The sequence below is a fragment of the Vibrio metoecus genome, assembly GCF_009665255.1.
Taxonomy (GTDB): domain Bacteria; phylum Pseudomonadota; class Gammaproteobacteria; order Enterobacterales; family Vibrionaceae; genus Vibrio; species Vibrio metoecus_B.
Genome location: NZ_CP035686.1, coordinates 582611 through 609373 on the forward strand (window position 1 = coordinate 582611; position 26763 = coordinate 609373).

The 26763-nt window shown below is 48.2% G+C and carries 22 protein-coding genes and 1 pseudogene; 19 read left to right on the forward strand and 4 right to left on the reverse strand.

The window, feature by feature from the left end; translation table 11 throughout:
- Positions 1 to 20: 20 nt before the first annotated feature.
- From EPB59_RS02775 to EPB59_RS02790, 4 genes are all read right to left on the reverse strand, one after another.
- Positions 21 to 962 carry a sugar kinase gene (locus EPB59_RS02775; RefSeq protein WP_154171501.1) on the reverse strand — a complete coding sequence of 314 codons (942 nt, stop codon included), beginning with the start codon at positions 960 to 962 and terminating at the stop codon, positions 21 to 23.
- A gap of 62 nt (positions 963 to 1024) precedes the next feature.
- Complete coding sequence (locus EPB59_RS02780) at positions 1025 to 2542, reverse strand: sodium:solute symporter family protein (RefSeq protein ID WP_055050905.1); 1518 nt, start codon at positions 2540 to 2542, stop codon at positions 1025 to 1027.
- Positions 2543 to 2757: 215 nt separating this feature from the next.
- Entirely contained in the window at positions 2758 to 3150 is a 393-nt protein-coding gene (locus EPB59_RS02785) for a RidA family protein (protein ID WP_000023756.1), read from the reverse strand.
- A 77-nt stretch (positions 3151 to 3227) separates the two neighbouring features.
- Complete coding sequence (locus EPB59_RS02790; protein ID WP_154171502.1) at positions 3228 to 4661, reverse strand: N-acyl-D-amino-acid deacylase family protein; 1434 nt, start codon at positions 4659 to 4661, stop codon at positions 3228 to 3230.
- Between the two features lie 182 nt (positions 4662 to 4843).
- Here EPB59_RS02790 and EPB59_RS02795 point away from each other — a divergent pair, with 182 nt between their 5' ends.
- The 19 genes and pseudogenes from EPB59_RS02795 to EPB59_RS02885 all read left to right on the forward strand — a co-directional run bounded on the left by EPB59_RS02795 (position 4844) and on the right by EPB59_RS02885 (position 26753).
- A complete protein-coding gene (locus EPB59_RS02795) occupies positions 4844 to 6112 on the forward strand; it encodes an amino acid deaminase (protein ID WP_154171503.1) in 1269 nt (422 codons plus the stop codon).
- 119 nt (positions 6113 to 6231) lie between these two features.
- Positions 6232 to 7095: a MurR/RpiR family transcriptional regulator gene (locus tag EPB59_RS02800; RefSeq protein ID WP_154171504.1), complete on the forward strand. Its 864-nt coding sequence runs from the start codon at positions 6232 to 6234 to the stop codon at positions 7093 to 7095.
- Positions 7096 to 7212: 117 nt separating this feature from the next.
- Entirely contained in the window at positions 7213 to 8349 is a 1137-nt protein-coding gene (locus EPB59_RS02805; protein ID WP_154171505.1) for a flagellin, read from the forward strand.
- A 288-nt stretch (positions 8350 to 8637) separates the two neighbouring features.
- Positions 8638 to 9771, forward strand: a complete 1134-nt coding sequence (locus tag EPB59_RS02810) for a flagellin (protein WP_154171506.1) — start codon at positions 8638 to 8640, stop codon at positions 9769 to 9771.
- 239 nt (positions 9772 to 10010) lie between these two features.
- On the forward strand, positions 10011 to 11141 hold the full coding sequence (locus EPB59_RS02815; RefSeq protein ID WP_000996999.1) for a flagellin: 1131 nt from the start codon (positions 10011 to 10013) through the stop codon (positions 11139 to 11141).
- Positions 11142 to 11212: 71 nt separating this feature from the next.
- Positions 11213 to 11673, forward strand: a pseudogene (gene flaG / locus EPB59_RS02820) (flagellar protein FlaG).
- Positions 11674 to 11694: 21 nt separating this feature from the next.
- Positions 11695 to 13701 carry a flagellar filament capping protein FliD gene (gene fliD, locus EPB59_RS02825; protein ID WP_055050910.1) on the forward strand — a complete coding sequence of 669 codons (2007 nt, stop codon included), beginning with the start codon at positions 11695 to 11697 and terminating at the stop codon, positions 13699 to 13701.
- Between the two features lies 1 nt (position 13702).
- Positions 13703 to 14008: a flagellar protein FliT gene (locus EPB59_RS02830; RefSeq protein ID WP_009355174.1), complete on the forward strand. Its 306-nt coding sequence runs from the start codon at positions 13703 to 13705 to the stop codon at positions 14006 to 14008.
- A 10-nt stretch (positions 14009 to 14018) separates the two neighbouring features.
- Positions 14019 to 14429 (forward strand): flagellar export chaperone FliS, encoded by a 411-nt coding sequence (gene fliS, locus EPB59_RS02835; RefSeq protein WP_001214987.1) that lies wholly within the window; start codon positions 14019 to 14021, stop codon positions 14427 to 14429.
- Between the two features lie 232 nt (positions 14430 to 14661).
- On the forward strand, positions 14662 to 16128 hold the full coding sequence (locus tag EPB59_RS02840; protein WP_154171507.1) for a sigma-54 dependent transcriptional regulator: 1467 nt from the start codon (positions 14662 to 14664) through the stop codon (positions 16126 to 16128).
- Between the two features lie 111 nt (positions 16129 to 16239).
- A complete protein-coding gene (locus EPB59_RS02845; RefSeq protein ID WP_154171508.1) occupies positions 16240 to 17295 on the forward strand; it encodes a sensor histidine kinase in 1056 nt (351 codons plus the stop codon).
- A 2-nt stretch (positions 17296 to 17297) separates the two neighbouring features.
- The gene (locus EPB59_RS02850; protein ID WP_154171509.1) at positions 17298 to 18734 is read left to right on the forward strand and encodes a sigma-54-dependent transcriptional regulator; all 1437 of its coding nucleotides are present in this window, start codon (positions 17298 to 17300) and stop codon (positions 18732 to 18734) included.
- Positions 18735 to 18809: 75 nt separating this feature from the next.
- Positions 18810 to 19121 carry a flagellar hook-basal body complex protein FliE gene (gene fliE, locus EPB59_RS02855; protein WP_032469616.1) on the forward strand — a complete coding sequence of 104 codons (312 nt, stop codon included), beginning with the start codon at positions 18810 to 18812 and terminating at the stop codon, positions 19119 to 19121.
- A 15-nt stretch (positions 19122 to 19136) separates the two neighbouring features.
- Positions 19137 to 20879 carry a flagellar basal-body MS-ring/collar protein FliF gene (gene fliF / locus EPB59_RS02860; protein WP_055031755.1) on the forward strand — a complete coding sequence of 581 codons (1743 nt, stop codon included), beginning with the start codon at positions 19137 to 19139 and terminating at the stop codon, positions 20877 to 20879.
- Positions 20872 to 21918, forward strand: coding sequence for a flagellar motor switch protein FliG (gene fliG, locus EPB59_RS02865; RefSeq protein WP_001030087.1), 1047 nt, complete (start codon positions 20872 to 20874; stop codon positions 21916 to 21918). The genes fliF and fliG overlap by 8 nt, the downstream gene beginning before the upstream one ends.
- Positions 21919 to 22000: 82 nt before the next feature.
- Complete coding sequence (gene fliH, locus EPB59_RS02870) at positions 22001 to 22801, forward strand: flagellar assembly protein FliH (RefSeq protein ID WP_154171510.1); 801 nt, start codon at positions 22001 to 22003, stop codon at positions 22799 to 22801.
- A gap of 3 nt (positions 22802 to 22804) precedes the next feature.
- On the forward strand, positions 22805 to 24124 hold the full coding sequence (gene fliI, locus EPB59_RS02875) for a flagellar protein export ATPase FliI (protein WP_055050916.1): 1320 nt from the start codon (positions 22805 to 22807) through the stop codon (positions 24122 to 24124).
- Positions 24125 to 24138: 14 nt separating this feature from the next.
- The gene (gene fliJ, locus EPB59_RS02880) at positions 24139 to 24582 is read left to right on the forward strand and encodes a flagellar export protein FliJ (RefSeq protein ID WP_000367974.1); all 444 of its coding nucleotides are present in this window, start codon (positions 24139 to 24141) and stop codon (positions 24580 to 24582) included.
- Between the two features lie 188 nt (positions 24583 to 24770).
- Complete coding sequence (locus EPB59_RS02885) at positions 24771 to 26753, forward strand: flagellar hook-length control protein FliK (protein ID WP_154171511.1); 1983 nt, start codon at positions 24771 to 24773, stop codon at positions 26751 to 26753.
- Positions 26754 to 26763: the final 10 nt, after the last annotated feature.

Consider the following 26763-nt stretch of genomic DNA (forward strand, 5'->3'; position numbering starts at 1 on the left):
GTTTTATACCCAGTAAAAAATTAGCAAAGAGTGAGGTGGGTCATTTCCGCTTTAGGAATGATCGCCCCTGAAAATTGGATCACAATCGAAGCCAGTTGGTGGCCCAATTCCGCTGAAGCTTCGGCACTTTGAGCGCTGAGACGTGCCGCTAAATAGCCTGCGGCAAAGGAGTCCCCAGCCGCGCAAGTATCAACGACATGCGTCACCTGTTGCGCGGCGACAACTGCCTGATGTGGCTCACCATTTTGCTGCCAAATGACTTTACAGGGATGGCTGCCACGCTTGAGCACTATCTCTCTACAGCCAAATCGCGCACAACGCTGCTCGGCACCTTCCTCGTCGCCCCAGATGTGTTGATCATCCTCTTCTGTGATCAGAGCAATATCGACAAGTGGCAGTAGTTGGCTGTACCAAGTGCGAGCCTGCTCCGCACTCCACAATTGGGGGCGGAAATTATTGTCAAAAATGATCGTGCCACCGCTCTGTGAAAAATCACGTAGGGTGTTGATAAGCTGCTGTTTACTCGTGTCATTGAGGATCGCTAAGCTGATGCCACTGAGATACACACAATCGATCTCACCATTTTGAATAGCTTGCTCTAATTTGCTTGGCGCTGTAGGGGAGAAATAACTTTTTGCTGCGGCGTTGTCTCGCCAATACATAAAACGGCGCTCGCCTTGCGGATCGGTTTCAACCAGATAGAGTCCTGGCAATTTATCGTTATATTGCTGCACAAGAGTGGTGTGGATCCCTTCTTCTTGCCAAGCGGCAAGTAGCTGCTCAGAAAGAGGATCTGAACCCAATCCAGTGGCGTAACTCACCGTTATTGGGCGGTTCGCCGTTAGGCGCGCAAGGTAGAGTGCGGTGTTGAGTGTATCGCCACCAAAGCCTTTTTTGAGAGGCAGGCCACTAAGTTCGATCATGCATTCACCAAAGAATGCGATATGAAATGGAGGTGTCATAGAGAGGCTAACCTTGTCAAAGATGGTGGCTCATTGAGCCACCGTGTTTGGGAACTGAATCATCAAGAATTTTGTGTCACTTTACGGTTTTGCAAAGACAGATCTTCTTCTAGCTGGCCGTTATCGGATAACTCCATTTCCATCAGCGCTCGCTCATCATCAAGGATGGCTCTAGCCATCTCAGGGGTGACTTGGTTAGCAGGGGTTACAAGACTTACGATAACCCCTAAGGTCAAGGCAAACAGGCAAGAAGGAATGACAGGATTACCCCAAAAGGCTGTCAAATCAGCGTTGAACATCACAGTGAATGAGGCGGCGGAGGCTCCCACGAGCGTGGCGAGTGCACCTTGCCAATTGTAGCGTTTCCAGAAGCGGCCGAGCATTCCACACACAAACATGCCGGACATGACGGTTGAAATCATCTTAGTGATGTAGCCGATGATGTCATTGGAGGTGAGAGCGAAGAGCAAAGCACAACCGATCACGACGACCAACGCAAGACGAGAGTAATTTAACATGGACTCTTTGTTTGGTACTCGGCCTGTGAACATGACATAGACATCACGCAGTAAAATCGATACCCCTGCAATTGCGTCTGAACTCGCGCTAGACATAGTGGCGGACAGGCCCGCAATCAAAACAATAAGCCCTACACCAACAGGCAGTACGGTAGCGGCAATGTAGGGGAACGAGTAGTTAGGATTTTCTAGTGTAGGATCAATGGCATGCGCTGCCATACCTATGATTGCAGGGATGATGGAGAAGAAAAGATACAAGATGCCAGACCCGACAAATGAGCGACGAATCGTTGAGACATCTTTCCCAGAATATATCCGTTGACGGAAAGAGGGCGTTGCCAACACACCCACACCAATCACCACAGAAAGTGAGATAGCTGGCAGCAGTCCGAGTTTTTCGATCGCGAGGAAGCTGGTGGCGGCGGGATCCATCGCGCTGTAAAGATTGTCTAGGCCGCCGATGTGCTGCACCGAAAGCACCGCCATCAAAATAAAGCCCACAAAGAGGATGATGGCTTGGATAGTGTCTGTCCATACCACGGCGGTATAGCCACCGATGACAACATAAATTGTGAACGCTGCAGCAATGATAATTTTCGCGGTACTCAGTTCAATATCAGCAATCCATGCGAGGTACATCCCCCCACCAAGGATGTGTGCTCCTAACCAACCGATGGACGCGATGAAGATGAGTAAACCCACCACATTCTTCACAATACGATGCGCGCCCACGTAATAAGCCAGCTCTTCACTCATGGTCATGAAATTCAGCTTACGAACCGGGGCAAACCAGAGAGCCAACAGCAAAATGCCTAGTGCGCCCCCAATACCATAGAGTGCTCCAGCCCAACCATTGGCATAACCAAAACCCACGGCGCCCATGCTGGAGCCTGTACCGACCATGGTGGCCACCGTGGTACCTAAAACGAGAAATAATGGCAGACCGCGGCCGCCCAATAGAAAATCTTCACCGGATTTTTGGTTACGGGACACGAACCATCCGAGCCAAATTAAAAAAAGTACATATATACCAAAACCTGTAAGAAAAAATGTGCTACTCATGGAACACCTCGTTAGAATAATCCATATTCAGTTTTTATTTATTGCACCAGAGCATCATTCATTATTTGTGCTAATTTAATTAACTGCCATCCAAGAATGTATTTAAATTAACTTGTTGGCTCTGTTGCTTGATTTGTATTTTGTAGGGTAAGAACGTTGAGATAAGATAATTTGTCTTCAGGATTTATCTCAACGTTAGGTAGATTTAAGTAATCTTATCGACGATCCTCTCGGTAGCAAGTCACATCGACTTCCACTTTGACGTCCACAACGAGATCACAGACCATGCAAATACGCGCCGGTGGGTGTTCACCAAAGAATTCTTTAAATACTTTATTGAACGATTGGAAATAACGAGAGTCGGTGAGCACTACTTTTACGTGCACCACATCTGCAAGGGTGTAGCCCGCCTCGGTCATAATGTTGACACAGTTTTGGATCGCAAGACGTGATTGCTCAACGATGCCACCCTCAACCACTTCACCATCGATCATCGGTGTTTGGCCAGAAACATACAGAAAACCGCCGGCTTCGGTGGCTCTTGCAAAAGGTAGGTGTTGACCACCGGTACCTGTACCACCTTCTACACCGTAACGTTTAATAGACATATTATTCTCCAGTGTTTAAAAATTATTATTTTAAATTTTTGATTCATTTATTTTCGATAAACTTATTTTCGATAAGCTTATTTTCTATAAATAAATGTACCATTTCTTTTTTTACTCACTTCACCTTTAAAATAAGACAAAGTACCATTCACAAAAACATATTCGATACCCTTAGCCATAGAAATGGGATTTTCAAAGGTTGCAGTATCTTTAACTGTTTTTGGATTAAATATTACTAGGTCAGCATATGCGCCTATTTTAATTTCCCCTCGTCCTTGCAAGTTATATCGCTTGGCCGACATTCCCGTCATTTTATGAATGGCTTCTGGCAGAGAAAATAACTGCTCTTCTCGGCAGTAATGCCCCAGCACTTTGGGGAACGTCCCCCATAAACGAGGGTGCGGCTTAGGATCATTCGGTAAGCCATCAGAGCCGATCATGGTTAATCTGTACTTAAGCACTCGTTTTACATCGTTCTCATCCATGCAGTGGTAAACCGCTCCGGCAGGTTGAAGTGCTTTTGCGGTATCCATTAATGGCATTGCCATTTCTTGGGCAATCTGTTTCAGCATCTTGCCTGCATGTTCTGGATGAGCCTCTGACCAAGTGATGTAAATATCGATCTCATCGGATACTTGTTTGAGGTCGAGCGTGGAAGAACTCGCAGAATAAGGATAACAGTCACAAGCCACATCTTGATGCTGAGAGACTTTATCCATCAAGTTCAGCACTTCAACTGTTCTGCCCCAGTTGCCAGCACCGGCACATTTAAGGTGAGAAATCACCACGGGGACTTTGGCAAACTGACCGGTTTCGAAAGCTTCTTGCATCGCAGACAGAATTTCTTCGAACTCTGTACGCATGTGGGTAGTATAAATCCCACCGTGATCGCCCAGTATTTGTGCCAAACGCATCACTTCATCGGCATTGGCTTGCTTGGCACTGGCGTAGGCTAAACCAGAGCTGAGTCCAAGCGCTCCCTCCTGCATCGCTTGATCAAGGGCTAAACGCATTTTCTCGATTTCTTCATCGGTGGCCGTGCGCTGTAAATTATCCATCACGTTATTACGTAAAGCGGTATGGCCGACTAAGGCTGCGACATTCACCGCAGGTTGTGCATCTATTACCGCTTTGGCGTAGCTTGCGAAGGTTGGATATTGAAAATCGCTGCGTTTTCCCAATAAGTTCATTGGGTCGGGGGGATCTCCGGCTAAAACAACGGGGCTAGCACTAATGCCACAGTTACCCACAATAACGGTCGTGACCCCTTGGCTAATCTTTGGCAAACATTCAGGAAAGCGGATCACATTCGTATCATCGTGCGTATGTACATCAATAAAACCAGGGGCGATAGCTAACCCGTCTGCCTTAATCACATGCTTGGCTTGTGCATCATCCAACTGGCCAATTCGTTCAATGCGATCGTGGCGAATGGCAATATCAGCGTGATAAGACTGGCCGCCGCTGCCATCGAAGACTTCTACACGTTTGATCAGGGTATCGAACAACATGAATGACCTTTTTCATTTTTCGTTTGTATGGATGCATCTTAATAATCCCCCACTACAAAATCAGTGATAACCCACACATAAACATCCTTATTGTTTGATACTTTCTAACCTTGAGTGTAGTTTTCACAGAGTCAACTGTGATTAATCATAGAGTTAAATCATGTTAGAGAAGGATTTTTATTATGGCTTTAGAAAGTTATCGTGATAAAAACTATCATAATGAATGGGTTAACCATCCTGATGTTGGGCAAAAATGCCAAGCCAACTCACGAGAGGTGGCCACAAAATACAGTCTGATCAATGAAGAAGTCAGTTTGCCCGCGGCGGTGATCCAGCAGTCTAAACTCAACAACAATTTAGATTGGATGCAGCGTTTTGCGCAGCAGCATCAAGTGAAGCTCTGTCCACACGGCAAAACAACCATGATCCCGAGTTTCTTTCGTCAGCAGCTTGAGCATGGCGCTTGGGGGATTACGGTGGCCACCGCAGCGCAAGCTGAGGTGGCGGCTAGTGCCGGCGCGACGCAGATCATCATTGCCAATCAACTGGTCGGCAAAGTGAATATGGCCATCGTGGCTAACCTTATTGAGCAGCGCAGAGTGAACATTTATACCTGCGTTGATTCAACACTCAACGCCAAAGCGTTGGGGGAATATTTTGCTCAGCGCCAGATCCCGCTCAATTTGCTTATCGAATATGGTGTGGAAGGCGGTCGCTGTGGCTGTCGTGATCAAAGCCAAGTGTTATCGCTTGCCCGCTTCATTCAACAACAGAGTCATCTCATATTACGTGGCATTGAAGTCTACGAAGGGGTGATTCATGGCGACAATGCGGAGGAAATGATCCGGCAATTCTTGAACCAAGCCTTGGCGTTAACCCGTGCTTTAAAGCAAGAAGCGTTGATCGCCGATAAACCTATGGTGACTGGGGCAGGCTCAGCATGGTATGACGTGGTTTCTGAATGCTTTTCAAACCTAGACGATGTGGAGGCGATCATTCGCCCCGGTTGTTATGCAATCCATGACACTGGAATCTATTTAGCCGCTCAGAATAAGGTGATGGCTCGCGCAGAAAAAAACCAAGGCGTGGCATGCGATTTGGGAGGCGATCTCCAATCTTCTCTTGAAGTCTGGGCACACGTTCTTTCTCGACCAGAAAGCAACAGACTGGTGGTTGGGCTAGGTAAGCGTGATGTGGCTTTTGATGCAGGATTACCCACACCTGAACGGGCTTATCGTAATGGACAGCTTATTTCGGTGGGCAATGCGCAGACCATAGCGGTAATGGATCAGCATGCCTTTATTGAGATTGATTCAGACAATCAACTCAATGTTGGAGACATCATCGCGTTCTCCACATCGCATCCATGCTTAACGATTGATAAGTGGCGCTCCATCGCAATATGTGATGATGACTATCAAGTTACGCATTGGGTTGAGACTTGTTTCTAAACCAAACGCCGTGAGTCCGCTCGCTTTAAGGTATACTCACGGCAAAAATGGGCGCAGAGCACCTCGGGTCGGCATGCCGGCCATCGCCGCCCCCCTACAGCAAAAAATAGGACACTAGGTTGAGTTTAGACGTAGATATTATTTCTCGGATCACCGAGCGATTCAGTGCGCTACGCGATGCGGAAAAAAAAGTCGCAAAATTGATCATGGACGATATTGAAACCGCTGCGAATGCCAGTATCACTGAACTGGCAGAAAGCGCAGCAGTGAGCGAAGCCACCATTACGCGCTTTGCCAAAGCGGTTGGTTGTAAGAATGTTCGTGATATGAAGATCAAACTGGCTCAAACGCTCACCGTTGGTCAGCGATTTATTCTTGAGCCACCCGATCAAAGCGGCTATCAAGGTATCTATGAGTCGATCAAACAGTCACTGGATATCAACCGAAATTTGATCAATGAAGCAGATATCGCGACTGCTGTTGAGTGGCTGCATGAGGCAAGACAAGTGATTGCGATCGGCATGGGCGGAGGCTCGACCATCGCCTCGCAAGAGATGCAGCACCGTTTATTTCGCTTAGGCTATGCTGTCGTGGCTTATAATGATGGTTTGATGTCACGCATGATCGCATCAACTGCCGATGGTAATGATGTGATTGTGATGCTCTCGGCTACAGGGTACACACCCGCCATTATTGAAAGCGCAGAGCTTGCCAAAGAATACGGTGTGAAAGTGATTGCGATTACCCCGAAGGCGACACCTTTAGCAAAAATCGCGGATCTCACTTTGCCAATTGAGCACCAAGAAACCGACTTTATCTATAAACCTTCGGCTTCTCGGTATGCCATGCTGGCCTTAGTGGATGTATTGTCGATGGCTTTAGCGGTCAACCACAAACGCCGTTCACGCGATAAACTCCGTCGCTTAAAACTGGCTCTCGACTCGTATCGTGGCGGTTTAGATCGACAACCGCTGGGCGATTAAATGCCGACAGCAGATTAAAACGTTAACTGGATCGGTTAGCGTTTTTTTTGATTAAAGAAAAACCACCTCGCACCGATAAAAGAACAAGTAAGCAATAGTGTGAGGAGTGCAGCAGCCATGGCCATGACGGTAAACACCAATGTGTCAGCGCTGGTCGCACAGCGACATCTCAATTCCGCTTCCGAGATGCTCAATCAATCTCTTGAGCGCCTCTCTTCTGGCAATCGCATTAACAGTGCGAAGGATGACGCTGCAGGGCTACAAATATCGAACCGTCTGGAAACGCAAATGCGTGGCCTGAGCATTGCCGTGCGTAATGCGAACGATGGCATTTCGATCATGCAGACCGCAGAAGGGGCGATGCAGGAAACCACTCAACTATTACAACGTATGCGCGATCTCTCTTTGCAATCGGCCAACGGCTCGAACAGCGCCGCTGAAAGAACCGCATTACAAGAAGAAATGGCCGCTTTAAACGATGAATTGAATCGAATTGCTGAAACCACCTCTTTTGCTGGGCGAAAACTGCTCAATGGCCATTTTGAAAAGGCCAGTTTCCAGATTGGATCCAGCAGTGGTGAGGCGGTACAGCTTTCACTGCGCAATATGCGATCCGACAGCTTGGATATGGGCGGCTTTAGCTACGTTGCCTCCGCAATGGCGGATAAAAAGTGGCAAGTCGCGAAAGGTAAGCAACAACTCAATATTAACTACGTCAATGCGCAAGGCGAGAATGAGAACATTCAGCTCCAAGCGAAAGAAGGCGATGATATTGAGGAAGTGGCGACTTACATCAATGGCCAAACTGATAAAGTTTCAGCTTCTGTGAATGAAAAAGGACAACTTCAGCTTTACATCGCGGGTAAAGAGACTGCCGGAACCCTATCGTTCAGTGGCAGTTTAGCCAACGAATTACAAATGAACTTATTGGGTTATGAAGCGGTGGATAATCTCGATATCAGCAGTGCTGGCGGTGCGCAACGCGCCGTCTCGGTCATTGATACGGCATTGAAATATGTCGATGGGCATCGATCGGAATTGGGGGCAATGCAAAACCGTTTCCACCATGCGATCAGTAACCTCGATAACGTGCATGAAAACTTGGCTGCCTCAAATAGCCGGATTAAAGATGCCGATTACGCTAAAGAGACCACGCAAATGATTAAGCAGCAAATTTTGCAGCAAGTCAGCACTTCTGTGCTCGCTCAAGCGAAACGCCAGCCGAAGTTTGTGCTGTTTTTGCTGCGTAATTAACGTTGCCTGCTCGACTTCGTATCTAACTCATTGTTCGTCTGACTCAAGATCAAGCTCGCTTTATCGTCCGTGGTAGAAAAACCTTGAGTGCCAAAGTGCACTTTTTGTGCATTTTATATGTTTGATGCCTAATTTATCGCCAACCAAACTTTTTTCTTAAAAAATTGAAAATTTTTCCTAAAGGATTTAAAAAACGCGCCGTTATAAAAGGTAACTTTGAGAGAACTACTTTGGTTTTCCGAGACGTCGGAAACCGGATACATCGGAAAATCAATTGGAGAAATCACCATGGCAGTAAATGTAAATACCAACGTAGCAGCAATGACCGCTCAACGTTATTTGACTGGTGCAACTAACGCACAACAAACTTCAATGGAGCGTCTATCTTCAGGCTTTAAAATCAATAGCGCTAAAGATGATGCTGCAGGCCTACAAATTTCTAACCGCTTGAATGTACAAAGCCGCGGTCTGGATGTGGCAGTACGCAACGCGAATGATGGTATTTCAATTGCTCAAACCGCAGAAGGCGCGATGAATGAAACCACCAACATTCTGCAACGTATGCGTGATTTGTCACTGCAATCTGCGAACGGCTCGAACTCTAAAGCTGACCGTGTGGCTATCCAAGAAGAGATCACCGCGCTTAACGATGAATTGAACCGTGTGGCAGAAACCACTTCATTCGGTGGTAACAAACTACTGAACGGTACCTTCTCAACCAAGTCGTTCCAAATCGGTGCTGACAACGGTGAAGCGGTAATGTTAAGCCTGAAAGACATGCGCAGTGATAACCGCATGATGGGTGGTACCAGCTACGTTGCGACTGAAGGCAAAGACAAAGACTGGAAAGTGCAAGCGGGCGCAAACGACATCACTTTCACACTGAAAGATATTGATGGCAACGATCAAACCATCACTGTCAACGCAAAAGAAGGCGATGACATCGAAGAAGTCGCAACTTACATCAACGGCCAAACCGATATGGTGAAAGCATCGGTTAATGAGAAAGGCCAACTGCAAGTCTTTGCTGGTAACAACAAAGTAACCGGTGGTGTAGCTTTCTCTGGTGGTCTGGCTGGTGCACTGAACATGCAAGCGGGTACTGCTGAAACCGTTGATACTATCGATGTAACTTCAGTTGGTGGCGCGCAACAATCAGTTGCGGTTATCGACTCTGCACTGAAATACGTAGATAGCCATCGCGCTGAACTGGGTGCGTTCCAAAACCGCTTCAGCCATGCAATCAGCAACTTGGATAACATTAACGAAAACGTGAATGCTTCTAAGAGCCGTATCAAAGACACCGATTTCGCGAAAGAGACGACCGCTCTTACCAAATCGCAAATCCTGTCTCAAGCATCAAGCTCTGTGCTGGCCCAAGCCAAACAAGCGCCAAACGCCGCACTCAGCCTGTTGGGTTAATCATACCCGCACCGCCAAAAAATCCAGCTTCGGCTGGATTTTTTATTACATTCGAATTTCATTAATTCAGTGCCTAACTTCACGAAAGTGGAGGGGATTTTCTTTTTTCGAAAAAAAGCCTGAAATTTCTCTAAAGGATATCTATTTCTCGCCGTTACAGGATACGAGAGAAATGAGGTAAACCGACGTGAGGTGAGAGACACCGAGGTTTACCAACTTATCCGCCTAAGGAGATCAATATGGCAATTAATGTAAACACGAACGTGTCTGCCATGACCGCTCAGCGCTATTTAAATGGCGCTGCTGATGGCATGCAGAAATCGATGGAGCGTTTGTCGTCCGGCTATAAAATCAACAGTGCTCGGGACGATGCCGCAGGTCTGCAAATTTCTAACCGTTTAACATCGCAAAGTCGTGGTTTGGATATGGCGGTGAAAAACGCCAACGATGGTATTTCTATCGCCCAAACTGCTGAAGGGGCGATGAATGAAACGACCAACATCTTACAACGGATGCGTGACCTCTCGTTGCAATCCTCTAACGGTTCGAACTCCTCTTCTGAACGCCGAGCGATTCAAGAAGAAGTGTCCGCCCTCAATGATGAGCTAAACCGTATTGCAGAAACCACCTCATTTGGTGGTAACAAACTGCTCAACGGCTCCTTTGGTAACAAATCGTTCCAGATCGGTGCGGATTCCGGTGAAGCTGTCATGCTCAGCATGGGCAGTATGCGCTCGGATACCCAAGCAATGGGCGGCAGAAGTTACCGTGCTCAAGAGGGGAAAGCCGCAGATTGGCGCGTAGGCGCTGCAACGGACTTAACCCTGAACTACACTGATAAACAGGGTGAAGCACGTGAAGTGACCATTAATGCCAAACAAGGTGACGACTTAGAAGAGCTCGCGACCTATATCAACGGCCAAACGGATGACGTTAAAGCTTCCGTAGGTGAAAACGGCAAAATGCAACTGTTTGCTTCATCGCAAAAAGTGAACGGTGATGTGACCATTGGCGGTGGGCTAGGCGGTGAAATCGGCTTTGACGCAGGTCGTGATGTGACTGTGGCGAATATTGATGTTTCGACCGTTGCGGGTTCACAAGAAGCGGTCTCGGTATTGGACGGTGCATTGAAGGCGGTGGATAGCCAACGCGCTTCATTGGGTGCGTTCCAGAACCGATTCGGTCACGCGATCAGTAACTTGGATAACGTCAACGAGAACGTCAATGCGTCTCGTAGCCGTATCCGTGATACCGATTATGCTCGTGAAACCACGGCGATGACGAAAGCGCAGATATTGCAACAAGCGAGTACTTCCGTGTTGGCGCAAGCGAAGCAGTCACCATCTGCAGCTCTGAGCTTATTGGGGTAACCCTTTAAGCTCATTCGAGCTAGTAAGTAACTTGCGGTAAATGTTACTTATAAGGTGGAAGGGAGATTGTTATGGAAATACCATCCTACGCATCGAACATCCAGCCTTACGGCTCACAAAGTGGCATTAAAATTGCTTCAGAAAACGATAATGCAAAAAGTGTTTCGCTTTCAGGGAGAACAGCCGCTCGGTTTCGCGTGCAGATAAATCATCTGAACACTTTTCTGAGCAGGCCAGGGCAAAGCAGCAAGAATCGGTTGATACGGCTATGGAGCATGCTAGGCAGCGCCAACGTCTCAACGAGGAGCAACTTGCCAAAATGGTGGATCAAATGAACGAGTTCGTGAAATCTATCAACAAAGGCCTGTCTTTCAGATTGGATCAAGAATCCGGGCGAGAGGTGGTTACCATCTACGAAGCTTCGACGGGTGATATCATTCGTCAAATCCCTGAGGAAGAGATGCTTGAAGTATTGCGTCGCCTTGCCCGTGAACAGGATCATCGATCCGGTTTACTGATGGCAAAGGTGTGAATATGTTTTTGAGGTGATTGAATGAGTTTAGGCCCGATGGGGATGAATACTGGCTTTGATATCAATGGCATGGTCAGCAAAATTGTCAGTGCGGAGCGCGTACCCAAGCAGCAACGCATTGACAACGAGCGCACCAACATTGATACCAGTATTAGTGCCTATGGTCGGCTCAGAGAGTCGCTGGATACGATGAAAAATCTGATGACCCAGTTTCGTCAGGAGAAGGCTTTTGCTGTGCGCAAAGTCGACACCAGTGATGAAAAGGTTGTCTCCGCGACTGCCACCACGGAAGCGATCGCTGGCAACTATTCCGTCGATGTGTTGCAGCTTGCTCAAAGTCATAAAATTGCGTCTGAAGTGTTAGATAAAGATGCAAAGTTTGGCCCAGGCAAGCTGCAAATTTCATTAGGCGATAAGAGTTTTACGCTAGATGTACAAGCCAATTCCAAACTGGTCGATATCGTCCGCGGAATAAACGGTGAAAAGTCCAACCCAGGCGTGCGTGCCTCCATCATTAACGATGTTGAAGGGCCGCGGCTGATTGTTGCCTCCAATGTATCTGGGAAAGACAACAGTGTAAAAATGTCGGCTCAAGCTGAGCCTGGCAATCCTCTCAAACAACTCGAATACAAAACGCTTGAGCAGCGGGTCCGCGATCTGGAAAAAGCACGTGCTCAAGCCCAGCAATTAATTAACCCACTGACACCTGAACAGCAGAAAGTGGCAGCGAAAGTCGCAGAAAAGATCGGCGATGCTGCTCGATTAGTGGATCAAGAAGTTGCACAAGAAATTCGCAACGCGGCACAAATGGCGCAAGGTGCTAGCGCGGTAGATACTGCCACCAATGCGGGTGAACTCACCGACAGTGCTGTTAAAGCGGCAGCCGGTGCGGCAAGCGAAGCCAAAAAATACATCAGACCAGAAGACAGAATCCCCGGCTGGAGTGAAACCGCTTCAGGAACCTTGCTTGATTCCTACTGGGAACCCGAAGAAGAGCTCGATGCTAAAGGCAGTGAAAAAGCCTCAGATGTCCCCGGCTGGAGTAATACCGCATCCGGTACGTTGCTCGATTCTTACGTCACGCCCAAAGAAGCGCAGCAAAAATTAGAGCAGAAACTGGCGCAAGAGAAGGCCGATATTGAAGCGGCAATTCGCAGCGGAAAAATGACCCCAGAAGAGGCTAAAGCTCAGGCTCGGGCTAAGCTCAGCCCTGAAGAGCGAGCCTACATCGAGCAAGTCGAAAAAGCACAAGCCGCGCTCGATGCTGCGCAAACGGCGTTTGATGGTTACGGTGGCATGACCGAAGTGCAATCGGCGCAAGACTCCATGGTCGTACTGGATGGTGTTGCCACCTTATCAAGCAATAACAACATCATTGAAAATGCCATTGAAGGAGTAAACTTAACCCTCAAAGGCAAGACTGATCGCAACCAAACTCCTGCCGAAATTGGCATTGAGTATGATCGCGATCGGGTGCGTACCGACATTGAACAGTTTGTCGCCGCCTACAATCAGTTTTTCCAAACCAGCAAAGAACTGGCAGGGGTTGACCCTCGAACCGGACAAGCAGGGCCACTGGCCGGAGACAGCATTGTACGCAGTGCCGACTCACGCTTAAAAACGGCTTTCTCGGCGAGCATCGAACAAGCACCAGATAACCTAAAATCATTGACGGAGTTCGGCATCACTACGACTCGACAAGGGACGTTGGAAATCAACTATGATATGCTCAACCGTCAATTAAATAGCAACTTCACCAAGTTGGGTGATTTTTTTGGCGGCAATCAAGGCTTTGCCAAACGAGTCGAAGATGCCATTTCGAGCATGACGGGAGTTACAGGCTCCATCCGAACGCGTGAAAAAACCCTGACAGAGCAAACCTATCGACTGGATGATGATCAGCGTGCTTTGGATCGCCGTATGGATAGCTTGGAAAAACGCACTCATTCGAAATTCAGTGCCATGCAAGATGCCACTGGCAAAATGCAATCCCAGCTTGCGGGCATGATGAATGCGTTAGGTGGTTAATGTGGAAGCACAACTGCAATATTTAAGTGATCTTGATCAACAAATAACAACTCTTCTGGCTGAAGATGATATTCATGCTGAAGATATTTTGCAGTTGGTCGATAACAGGGAACAGCTATTGCATAGCTTGTTAGGCTATTTAGCCGAGCACCCAGAATGGGCTCAATCCGATTTATGGCGCGAGGCAATTGGTAATACCCAACAACTTGTTGAACAGATGCAGTTAAAAACGGCGGCGATTGGTCAAACTCTTCATAAATATCGCCACGGAAATAAATCCGTTCAACAATACAAAAAGTTTTTATAAGAGGAAGACTATGCGTGGTTCTTTACAGGCGTACAAAAAAGTATCAGTGGATAGCCAGCTAAGTGCGGCCTCACCGCATAAAATCGTTCAAATGTTAATGGCGGGAGCCATTGAGCGTCTTATCCAAGGTAAGGCGGCAATGCAGCAGGGCAATATTCCACAAAAGGGTGAACGCTTAGGCAAGGCTCTGGATATCATCATCAGCCTGCGCAGTTGCTTGTCGATGGAAGACGGTGGCGATATCGCTAAAAATCTCGATCAACTGTATGACTTTATGGTCAACCAAATTACCCAAGCCAACCACAAAAATGATCCACAGATGCTGGATGACGTGATTGAGATCATTCGTGAAATAAAATCAGCTTGGGATCAAATTCCGCCGGAATTCCACAATTTGACCGCCGCTGAAGTGGGTATTTGATTTCCGTCAGGGAAACTTTTAACAGATATCACACCCAGCAAATGCTTGGTTGCCTTATTTGCTGATTTAAATAGAATAGAAGCCACTAACTAGCCAAGTGGCTTTTTTTGTTGCTGATTTCCACAAATTGTCTATCGTTTATTCAGGTTATATAACAAAAATGAATCACCTGAAAATGATGTTCAACGGGTGCAACCACAACTTCTTATAATAAAGGCAAATAATCTCACCTATGCAGAGTTTAGCGAAACTACTTGTGATTGAGGACGATGCCGCGATCCGGCTCAATCTCAGTGTTATTTTAGAATTTGTAGGAGAGCAGTGTGAGGTCATTGAGTCTACTCAGCTTGCCGAAGTCAATTGGTCTGCGGTGTGGGCGGGATGTATTTTAGGTTCGTTGCGTGGTCAAGCGCTTTCTCAAGAATTAATTCAATCTTTGACCAAAGCAAACCATATTCCGCTATTGATGGCGAATAAGCAGTCTTATTCCTTAGAAGAGTTTCCCAATTACGTTGGTGAATTAGATTTTCCCCTTAACTATCCACAGTTGAGTGAAGCACTCCGCCACTGTAAAGAGTTTCTTGGACGCAAAGGCTTTCAGGTTCTTGCGACAGCACGTAAAAACACCCTGTTTCGTAGCCTTGTTGGGCAAAGCATGGGGATCCAAGAAGTTCGTCATTTGATTGAACAAGTGTCGACGACCGAAGCCAATGTACTGATCCTCGGTGAATCAGGTACGGGCAAAGAAGTGGTCGCTCGCAATATCCACTACCACTCAGGACGCCGCAATGGACCTTTTGTGCCGATTAACTGTGGCGCGATTCCGGCGGAACTGCTAGAAAGCGAACTGTTTGGGCATGAAAAAGGTGCATTTACAGGGGCGATTACCTCACGGAAAGGTCGCTTCGAACTGGCTGAAGGCGGCACGCTGTTTTTAGACGAAATAGGCGACATGCCAATGAGCATGCAGGTAAAACTGCTGCGTGTGCTGCAAGAGCGCTGTTTTGAACGTGTTGGTGGTAATTCCACCATTAAAGCGAATGTACGCGTGATTGCGGCGACACACCGCAATTTAGAAGAGATGATTGATGATCAGAAATTCCGTGAAGATCTCTACTATCGCTTAAACGTTTTCCCGATCGAAATGCCAGCGCTGCGTGATCGCATCGATGATATTCCTTTGTTACTGCAAGAGTTGATGACGCGTATGGAGGCAGAAGGTGCGCAACCGATCTGCTTCACTCCTCGTGCCATCAATTCGATGATGGAACACGATTGGCCGGGTAATGTACGTGAATTAGCCAACTTGGTTGAGCGTATGGTCATCCTGTATCCAAATAGTCTGGTGGATGTCAACCACTTACCGACCAAGTACCGCTACAGCGATATTCCCGAATTCCAGCCTGAACCTAGCCGATTTAGCTCGGTTGAGGAGCAGGAACGCGATGTTCTGGAAGGTATTTTTTCAGAAGATTTCAACTTTGAGGAGCCGCATGAGTTCCCAACCGATATCGATGCCCCACAAGCGTTACCTCCTGAAGGGGTTAATCTGAAAGAGCTGTTGGCGGACCTGGAAGTGAATCTGATCAATCAAGCGTTAGAAGCGCAAGGTGGCGTTGTTGCGCGGGCTGCAGACATGCTTGGTATGCGTCGTACCACCTTGGTTGAGAAAATGCGCAAATACAACATGCAACGCTAAGAAAACCCATAGTCAATATATTGGCATTGGTAACGTATTGATTTTTAAACTAAATGGCTTGGCATGACTCTTGCGTGTCAAGCCATTGTTGCATTTTAAGACAGAGAGTGAATGATGACCAGCGCAGTGCAAGAGCAGCATTCCCATTTGGACTCGTTAGAAGATCAAGTTGAGCGTTATAAACAGGTATTGGATGTGATGCCCGCAGGGGTCATTTTGCTTGATACTCAAGGTATCGTGCGTGAAGCCAACCCAGAAGCGCAGCGCTTGTTGGATATCCCATTAGTAGGGGAAAGATGGTATAGCGTGATCCAAATTGCGTTTGCACCTCGAGAAGATGATGGTCATGAAATCTCACTGCGTAATGGCCGTAAAGTCCGCTTGGCGATTTCAGCTTCAACCACAGGGCAGCTTATCCTCATCACCGATTTAACTGAAACGCGATTATTGCAGTCGCGGGTCAGTGATTTACAACGGCTTTCTTCACTTGGCCGTATGGTCGCCTCTCTTGCGCACCAAGTGCGTACGCCACTTTCTAGCGCCATGTTGTATGCCGCCAATCTTGCTGCGCCAAACCTTCCGCCGGCAACGCGCGAGCGTTTTCAAAGTAAGCTTGTGGATCGGCTGCATGATCTTGAAAAGCAAGTTAACGACATGCTGCTGTTTGCCAAAGGGGGCGATAATAAAGTAGTCGCGCCTTTTTCAATTGGTGAGCTGGCCTCTGAATTTATGCCGATGGTGGAAACGGCACTGAAAAATAGCCAGATCGATTATGGTCAGGAAGTTGAAAGTGAAGAGACCATGCTTTTAGGGAACGCCAACGCATTAGCATCAGCACTCAGTAACTTGGTGATGAATGCGGTGCAAATTGCTGGCAAAGGCTCACAAATTGATGTGTTTTTCCGCCCAGTGAATGGCGAACTCAAAATTTCAGTGCAAGATAATGGCCCAGGTGTGCCTGAATCTTTGCAGCAAAAAATTATGGAACCCTTTTTCACTACTCGCTCGCAAGGGACTGGCCTTGGTTTAGCAGTGGTGCAAATGGTGTGTCGCGCCCATGGTGGGCGATTGGAACTGATATCCAAGGAGGGCGAAGGTGCTTGCTTTACCATGTGCATTCCCCTTGAACGTCAGGTAGATAGCTCAAACTCAGAGACTGGAGAGTGAAGATGGCTCAAAGCAAAGTCTTAATCGTAGAAGATGATGAAGGTCTTCGCGAAGCATTGATCGACACCTTAGCTTTAGCGGGTTACGAGTGGCTAGAAGCCGATTGCGCGGAAGACGCTTTACTCAAGCTCAAGTCTAACAGTGTGGATATTGTGGTTTCTGATGTGCAAATGGCTGGCATGGGTGGCTTGGCACTCTTACGCAGTATCAAGCAGCATTGGCCGAACCTGCCAGTGTTATTGATGACGGCTTACGCCAATATTCAAGATGCGGTATCCGCGATGAAAGATGGAGCCATTGATTACATGGCAAAACCCTTTGCGCCAGAAGTACTGCTGAATATGGTCAGCCGTTATGCACCCGTTAAATCCGATGACAATGGTGATGCGGTGGTGGCGGATGCCAAGAGCCTAAAACTTCTTGCCTTAGCAGACAAAGTCGCGAAAACCGATGCTAACGTGATGATTTTAGGTCCTAGTGGTTCAGGTAAAGAAGTGATGTCGCGTTACATTCACAACGCTTCACCTCGTAAAGATGGAGCGTTTATCGCGATAAACTGTGCGGCGATTCCTGACAACATGCTGGAAGCTACGCTGTTTGGTTACGAAAAAGGCGCCTTTACTGGGGCGGTGCAAGCGTGTCCTGGCAAATTTGAACAAGCTCAGGGGGGCACCATTTTGCTTGATGAAATCAGCGAAATGGATTTGAACCTACAAGCTAAGTTACTGCGTGTACTGCAAGAGCGTGAAGTGGAACGCTTAGGTAGCCGTAAAAGCATCAAGTTAGATGTACGTGTACTTGCTACCAGTAACCGTGACTTGAAACAGTATGTGCAAGCGGGGAATTTCCGTGAAGATTTATACTATCGCCTAAATGTGTTTCCATTAACGTGGCCAGCCCTGTGCGAGCGCAAAGATGACATCGAACCACTGGCTAATCATTTGATTGAACGTCATTGTAAAAAGCTGGGTTTACCCGTTCCGAGTATTGAACCTAATGCAGTGAATAAACTTTTGCATTATTCTTGGCCCGGTAATGTGCGTGAATTGGATAATGTGGTGCAGCGGGCTCTGATTTTAAGCGAGAACGGCCATATTGCCAGTGAGCACATTTTACTCGAAGGCGTGGATTGGCATGACGCCAGCAGCCTGCAACAAGTCGTTGCGGGTGAATCGGTCGCGGCTCCGCAAATTAAACCAGTAGCTGAGCCTGAAGTGTTTAAACCTTTGGTTCAAGGCTCAGGTGTGCTGGGGGCGGGTGCGCCAAATTCAGGATTGGGTGGGGAACTACGCGATCAAGAGTTTGCGATCATTCTCGATACGTTGGTCGAATGTCAGGGTCGTCGTAAAGAGATGGCGGAAAAGCTCGGTATCAGCCCACGAACCTTGCGTTATAAGCTCGCTAAAATGCGTGATGCTGGAATTGATATCCCCGGATGAGGGCATGGCATATAAATTGCTCTTTAGAGTTAGGAATAGAAATTTTGAGTCAAAGAATTGGCATCAGAGGTAGCAATGAGACTTGACGGTTTAAACAGCGAAATGCAAGCGATGATGTTCGAAGCGATGAACACTCAACCAGCATCAACAGGTCAGAAAGTTGGCGCAGACTTCAGCGCAATGCTGAATAACGCGATCAACAATGTGAACGGCCTACAAAAGACCTCAAGCGATTTGCAAATGCGCTTTGATCGTGGCGATGAAGGAGTCTCTCTTTCCGACGTGATGATTGCCCGCAATAAGTCGAGTGTGGCGTTTGAAGCCACCATTCAAGTACGTAACAAATTGGTAGAAGCGTACAAAGAATTGATGAACATGCCAGTATAACTTGGGTAGCAAATTGTGGCTGATGATAAACAAACAACCGATCTTGCGTTGACCAACAGTAGTGGTGAGCACGCCTTAATGGCGAGTTCGGACCTTGACCATGATACGCAAAATCCAGACATCAACGAAAAAAGTAGCAAGATGGACTTTACCGTTGGTGATCTTGATTTATTGCGCCAAGTGGTACTGGTGCTGTCCATTTCTATCTGTGTTGCGCTCATCGTTATGTTGTTCTTCTGGGTTCGTGAGCCGGATATGCGTCCACTTGGCGCGTATGAAACCGAAGAATTGATCCCAGTTCTGGATTATCTCGATCAGCAAAAACAGCAATACAAACTCGACGGTAACACCATCTTGGTGCCGGTGAGTGATTACAACAGTCTGAAATTGTCCATGGTGCGTGCGGGATTAAACCAAGAGCGCCAAGCGGGCGATGAAATCTTAATGCAAGACATGGGTTTTGGTGTTTCACAACGCTTGGAACAAGAGCGCTTGAAACTGAGTCGTGAGCGTCAATTGGCAAAAGCCATTGAAGAAATGCGCCAGATAAACAAAGCTCGCGTTCTGCTCGCTCTGCCGAAGCAGAGTGTCTTCGTTCGCCAAAACCAAGAAGCCTCGGCTTCGGTTTTCCTCAGTCTGCGTACTGGCGCTAACCTCAAACAAGAAGAAATTGATGCGGTGGTCGATATGGTGGCCAGTGCGGTACCCGGTATGAAGCCGAGCCGTGTCACCGTGACCGATCAACATGGTCGCTTGCTCAGCTCTGGCTCACAAGATCCGGTATCGGCTGCCCGCCGTAAAGAACAAGAGTTAGAAAAGCAGCAAGAAGAGGCGTTACGCGGAAAAATTGATTCCGTGCTGATCCCGATTTTGGGGTTAGGTAACTACACCGCTCAGGTTGATATTGAGCTTGATTTCAGCGCGGTTGAACAAACTCGTAAAGTGTTTGACCCCAATACTCCGGCGACACGCAGTGAGTACACGTTGGAAGATTACAACAACGGTAATGTGGTTGCAGGTGTTCCCGGAGCGCTAAGCAACCAACCTCCTGCCGATGCATCAATTCCACAAGATGTGGCGCAGATGAAAGATGGCTCGGTACTGGGTCAAGGCTCTGTACACAAAGAAGCCACGCGCAACTTCGAACTCGACACCACAATCAGCCATGAACGTAAACAATCGGGTGTTGTGAATCGCCAAACCGTCGCTGTAGCAGTGAAAAGCCGTTCGAGTGTCAATCCTGATACGGGTGAAGTCACTTACACCCCATTGAGCGAAGCTGAAATCAACTCGATTCGTCAGATCCTGATCGGCACGGTAGGCTATAGTGAAAATCGTGGGGATTTACTGAATGTGTTAAGCATGCCATTTGCTGAGCCAGAAGTGGAACAGATTGCGAATGTGCCAATCTGGGAAAATCCAAACTTCAACGACTGGGTTCGTTGGCTAGCCAGTGCGCTTGTGATCATCATTGTGGTGTTGGTCTTGGTACGCCCAGCGATGAAAAAACTTATCAACCCAACCGCAGATTCGGACGATCAGATGTATGGTCCGGACGGTATGCCTATCGGAGCGGATGGTGAAACTAGCTTGATCGGTAGCGAAATCGACAGTGGTGAATTGTTCGAATTTGGTTCCGGCATTGATCTCCCTAATCTCCACAAAGATGAGGACGTACTGAAAGCGGTGCGTGCTTTGGTGGCAAACGAGCCAGAACTCGCGGCTCAAGTGGTGAAGAACTGGATGCAAAATGGCTAAAGACAATAAAGATGGTGGAGAAGTGGTTGAGTCAACCATTGACATCAGTGAGATCCCAGGTGATGAAAAAGCCGCGATTCTTCTGCTCAGCCTTAACGAAGAAGATGCAGCTGGCATTATTCGTCACCTTGAACCAAAACAGGTTCAACGTGTGGGTAGCGCCATGGCGCGTGCCAAAGACTTAAGTCAAACCAAAGTGTCAGCGGTACATCGCGCCTTTTTGGAAGACATTCAGAAATACACCAACATCGGTATGGGCAGCGAAGACTTTCTGCGCAATGCCTTGGTGGCTGCATTGGGTGCCGATAAAGCCAATAACTTGGTGGATCAAATTCTGCTTGGTACGGGCTCTAAAGGCTTGGATTCCCTTAAATGGATGGATCCACGTCAAGTGGCGAGCATTATTGTCAACGAGCACCCGCAGATCCAAACTATCGTATTGTCATACCTTGAGCCGGATCAATCCGCGGAAATCTTGGCACAGTTTGCAGAGCGTGACCGTCTTGATTTGTTGATGCGTATCGCCAACTTGGAAGAGGTACAGCCTTCAGCACTGGCCGAGTTGAACGAAATCATGGAGAAACAGTTCGCGGGTCAAGCAGGCGCGCAAGCGGCCAAAATTGGCGGCTTGAAAGCGGCTGCCGATATCATGAACTATCTGGACAACAACATCGAAAGCGTGTTGATGGATCAGATGCGCGAACAAGACGAGGACTTGGCGACTCAGATCCAAGATTTGATGTTCGTGTTCGAAAACTTGGTCGAAGTCGACGATCAAGGTATTCAAAAGTTGCTGCGTGACGTGCCACAAGATGTCTTGCAAAAAGCCCTCAAAGGGGCCGACGATGCGCTGCGTGAGAAAATCTTCAAGAACATGTCGAAGCGTGCTGCTGAGATGATGAAAGATGATCTGGAAGCGATGCCACCGATCAAAGTATCGGATGTGGAAACTGCGCAGAAAGAGATCTTGGCGATTGCTCGCCGCATGGCCGATAACGGCGAAATCATGCTAGGCGGCGGTGCCGACGAATTCTTGTAATCGATACGGGTTGGCGCAAGCCGATCCGTTTCACATCGATAGGTTTATTGACCTTAAACTTGCTGCATGATTAAGGATCACTATGTCTAGTGAAAGAAAGCGCGGTTTTATTCGCCCAGGCGCAGACGATGCGACTGTCACTCCTCAACGTTGGGGACTACCTGATTACGGTGCCGAGAGCCATAAAGCGGCAAAGCAGACCGCTTTCAACTACGATCCGGGCTGGATTCCCAACTTTGATGAACCCGAGCTGGAAGTCGAACACGAATTAACCGAAGAAGAAATTGCGTTGATTCGTACTGCGGCTCAGCAAGAAGGGTTTGAGCAAGGGCAAGCGGAAGGCTATCAGCAAGGTCTTGAGCAAGGTAAAGCGGAAGGGTTTCAAACCGGACATCAAGAAGGTCAGACGCAAGGCTACCAAGACGGGATTGCCGAAGGACAAGCCTTAATTCAAGAACATGTCAAAAACTTTATGGCCCTGGCGAATCAGTTTGCCCAGCCCCTTGATCTGCTGAATGCGCAAGTAGAAAAGCAGCTAGTGGATATGGTACTCGCGCTCACCAAAGAAGTGGTGCATGTGGAAGTACAAACCAATCCGCAAGTGATCCTTGATACCGTGAAAGCTTCTGTCGAGTCGTTGCCGATTGCTGGTCACGCGATTACCCTCAAGCTCAATCCTGAAGATGTCGAGATCATTCGCCAAGCGTATGGCGAACAAGAAATCGAAACTCGCAATTGGACTCTACTCAGCGAGCCCGCGTTAAGTCGCGGTGATGTGCAGATTGAAGCAGGAGAATCGAGTGTTAGCTACCGGATGGAAGAGCGGATTCGTAGCGTATTGAAAAGCTTCTGCGGTATTAACCGCCATCATCCGGGAGAGTAAGCGATGTTGGCTTTAGCGGACCGTCTTGCCCAGTACAAAGTCGAAGGACATACCACCAGACCCATGGCCTCAGGCAAGCTAGTGCGTGTGGTCGGCCTCACGTTGGAAGCGACTGGCTGCAAGGCGCCGGTGGGCAGTTTGTGTAAAGTACAAACCATGACGGGGGAAATGGAAGCAGAGGTGGTCGGGTTTTCGGGCGAGAATCTTTTTCTCATGCCAAGCGAACAGATCATCGGTGTTCTACCGGGGGCTAAAGTTACACCGATTACGTCTGAATCTGGCTTACCCGTGGGAATGGAGTTGCTCGGTCGAGTGATTGACGGAGTTGGCAATCCGCTTGATGGTCTTGGCCCGATTTACACCGATCAACGTGCTTCCTTGAACGCCGCACCGATTAACCCATTGGCGCGTAAACCGATCAGCGAACCTTTGGATGTCGGGCTTAAAGCTATTAACGGTTTACTGACGGTCGGCAAAGGACAGCGGATTGGCTTATTTGCTGGCTCCGGTGTGGGTAAATCGGTCACGCTCGGCATGATGACCCGAGGTACTACCGCGCAAGTCGTCGTGGTTGGGTTGATTGGTGAACGGGGACGCGAAGTTAAAGAATTTATCGAAGAGATCCTCGGGGTTGATGGGCGTCAGCGTTCGGTTGTCGTTGCGGCTCCCGCCGATTCATCACCATTGATGCGTTTAAAAGGCTGCCAAACCGCTCTGACTATTGCTGAATATTTTCGAGACCAAGGCTTAGATGTTCTTCTGCTGATGGATTCGTTAACCCGTTTTGCTCAAGCGCAGCGGGAAATTGCTTTGTCGGTCGGTGAGCCCCCTGCTACCAAAGGTTATCCGCCTTCCGTGTTTGCTAAACTTCCTGCTCTCGTTGAGCGAGCTGGGAACGGTGGCCCACATCAGGGATCCATTACGGCTTTTTTCACAGTATTAACCGAAGGGGATGACTTACAAGATCCGATCGCGGATGCTTCACGCGCGATTTTGGATGGTCACATTGTCTTGTCTCGTGAAATGGCTGATGCGGGACATTATCCCGCGATTGATGTCGAAAAATCCGTCAGCCGGGTTATGCCACAGATCACCACCGATGAACATTTACTGATGTCTAAAGCGGTGCGGCAAATTCTCTCGGTCTGTCGTAAGAACCAAGATTTGGTATCAATTGGTGCTTATAAGCCGGGAACCGATAAAGCGATTGATGCGGCTTTCACCCTCAAGCCTAAGCTGGATCAGTATTTGCAGCAGGCAATGAAAGAAACCGTGCCTTATGACATGTGCGTTAATATGCTGCGCCATGTGCTCAGTTCATAGCTCGGAGCCGTTAAATGGATAACGCGTTAGATTTTCTGCTTGAGCAAGCTCAAGAAGGGGAAGACAAAGCCGTATTAGCACTCAGCAAAGCGCGTAGCGAGCTAGAGAGTTATTACCATCAGTTACGCCAAATTGAGCAATACCGTTTGGAGTATTGCCAACAGTTGGTGGAGCGCGGTCAATCGGGTTTAACGGCCAGTCAGTATGGTCACCTTAATCGCTTCCTGACTCAGCTTGATGAAACCTTAGCCAAACAAAAAAGTGCTGAGCAACACTTCCGTCTACAAGTCGAAAACTGTGAGCAACACTGGCTGAGCATGCGCCAAAAGCGTAAGTCGTATCAATGGTTGCTTGAGAAAAAACAGTCGGAGCGTCAGCTGCTTCAGGAAAAACGTGAGCAAAAACAAATGGATGAGTTTTCAACGCTGATGTTCAACCGTCGACGTCTTTCTTCTTAATGTTAGTCCAGTATCGCGCTGCCACCTTCTTCCTCTATTCCTTCGTTATGAACAGATTATTTGGCGTATTTCTTGCTAGGTTTTCTGTAAAGGGGATAAATTCCCCATGGTTACCGATGAGTTGAACAACATGGGGTTACCTCCGTTGGTTACTCCTAAGCTCAAATCCCACTGTGCGAGTAGCGAAAATGAATGTGAATCTCACCCCTCCGGTTGATCCGGGCAAAGTCGCCTCTGTGGCTAAAAGCGGCGCAGTCAGTACGGATGCGGCAGAAACCGAAACATCCGGTGGCTTTTTTGCGCAGTTACACGCTCTTATTTTTGGTAGCAAAACCTCATCGGATGAGCCTGCCGCCACTGCGACTGAGGTTGAAGACGCTGAAGTCACCGCCGATGCCGTAGTGAGTTCCGACAGTGAGCCCGCTTTAACAGCAGAGATGGATGACGCTTTGCTTAGCGCCACGGATCTGGACACAACCAGTGATGAAAGCACGAATGTGGCCGCGGTAAAGCCTGATCAAAAAGCGCCTCAATTAGAAAAAGGAGAGGCTACCTCCGCCAAGCCTACACAAAACCATCAAGCTCAAGGCAACTCGAATGCGCCAGTGCCGGCTTCGCTCGCTAAATGGGTTAAACCATCAGAGGCGATCGATGATGCGCAGGTCAGCGATGAGCTACAACGCAAAACCGCACAAGCCATGAGTGAGGGCGACAAAATACTTGGACGCTTACAAGAATCCAATCAAGTGCTTTCAAAAACAAACGGCAAAACTTTGCCTGTTCAGCATGGTCAAGCGCTAGATAAACATACGGCCAAGCGATTAGAAAATGAGCCGTTATCTGCCGAAATATCAGCTCAAGTCCCATCATCTGAGGCGCATTTGCTTGCCGTGCAAGGTGCAAAGCCTACGACTGACGAGTTAAAGAATGCAGCGGTTGCTCAAACGAGTGAAGATGAAAAAACACAAGATGAGCTGATGGCTGCAGCGTTGTTAGGTGGCGCGCTCACCGGCGTTAGCGTGGTGAATAATCAGTCGGCAAGCACCGTCGCTGAGGACATGCCAATCGATGCTGCGCAAGTCGCCTCTTCCTCCGTAGGGGGATCTGAAGCCGCTTTGGTCGACAATCAACTGATGACCAAAGCCAAAGTGCCGAGTGCTGCAGCACTGGTTCAAGCGCCTGTACATGGCATAACTCCAACGACAAACGACGTATTGACGGCTGAAACTCCGGTTGCTGAGAGTGGCAAAGTGGCGATTCCATGGGCAACACAAACACCTACGGAACATGATCTTGCTGCGGTGTCTCCAGAATTGAAAGCACTGCTAGAAGAAGGTGGTAAAACCAAAACACTTACCCCTAATCCGTCTGTGTCATCCGTTACACAAGGAATCACACCCGCACACTTGGCGGCGCAGCAGGCTGCAAGCTCGGCAGTGCCAGTAAATCCAACTGCAACGACTCCGGTTGATATGGCCGCTCTTGCACCACAGGCAGTGGCGGTGAATCCTATGGTCAACCCTGCTTCAACCGTTAATCCAGAACTGGCAGCCAGTTCTGCTATGCTTGCTGCACTCAGTGGGCGAGCCTTGGCTGGCGGTGATGAACGCCGTGCAACGAATGATTCCGGACATGAGGGACTGGCTCAGCAAATTGCTGCGGCTGCGGGGCAGGGTGTGGGACAAAATCAGGCGTTACATCGCGCTGAGTCGCAAGGCGTGCAAGCCAATGCAACCCCTTTACATCTCAATAAAGAGATGGCGGCTGATCAGCTTGCTGAACGTGTACAGGTGATGATGTCCAAAAACCTGAAAAACATTGATATTCGGCTTGATCCACCGGAAATGGGACGGATGCATATTCGCATGAACATGCAAGGGGATGGAGCCACAGTGCATTTCACTGTCGCAAACCAACACGCACGCGATGCGTTAGAACAAACCATGCCAAGACTGCGTGAAATGCTAGCTCAACAGGGTGTTCAATTGGGGGATACCTCTGTTCAACAGCAAAGTGCAGGACAACAACAGCGTTATACAGGACAAGAGCAGTCGGGTTTTGGTCAAACTGCACGCAACGAACAGCATAATAGCGAAGAAAACCTTGATACCGACGTCAAACTTGATTTGAATGTGGCAACAAAGCGTGATGGAATCAGTTATTACGCTTAAACTTATACAA